This is a genomic window from Psychroserpens sp. SPM9, assembly GCF_025153525.1.
Lineage (GTDB): Bacteria > Bacteroidota > Bacteroidia > Flavobacteriales > Flavobacteriaceae > Psychroserpens.
In genome coordinates this window covers 1-666 of the sequence record NZ_JANZNR010000039.1, presented here as the reverse complement: position 1 = coordinate 666, position 666 = coordinate 1, and the positions used below count along the sequence as shown (strand labels likewise).

At 40.4% G+C, this 666-nt stretch carries 1 pseudogene; it reads right to left on the bottom strand.

The annotated features are described in order from the left end of the window. A pseudogene (locus N4270_RS17210) lies at positions 1 to 666 on the bottom strand (hypothetical protein); the annotation flags it as partial.

The following is a 666-nucleotide window of genomic DNA, read 5'->3' as shown; positions in this document are numbered from 1 at the left end:
CAGCACCATCAGGAGTGTCATTATCTACTCGTGCCCAAATCACCTGTGGGTTCACTAAGTTTTCATATAAAAATGGTAATGGGTTTACGCCTAATTCGGCATCCATCTCACTGGCATAATAACTTACGCTATAATTTGCCGGATCCTGACCATCTAAAACAAAATCATTCTGTGTCGCTAAATCAAACTGAGCACTGTTATTTGTCGGATCATTATCATCATCCATCTGATCATCACAAATCTCATATACAATCGCTTCCAGATCACTATTTGCCTCTGCCGCCTCTTGAACCTCTACATTAAAACTAGGCGTGCTTATCGAACAACCAGTGTCGTTATTTGTTATGGCCACAAAAATCTGTTGTGGGTTACTCGTGTTGGTATATGGGCTTACTAAAGCGTTCATTAAATCATCGGCGTCTTGTTGGCTGGCATGATAGCTTACTGTAAATAACGTTGGATCCTGACCATTTAGTACTTCAGCATCCTTTGTGCTTAAATCAAAAGCATAAGCACCATCATTATTTAACTCACAAGCGATAAAATCACTCACCGCAACAACCTCTGGTAATGGGTTAACGATAAGCGTGAAGTCTACCACTGTAAAACAACCGGTAATATCATTAGTCACACGTACATAAATCACCTGTGGTGTGCTTGTATTGG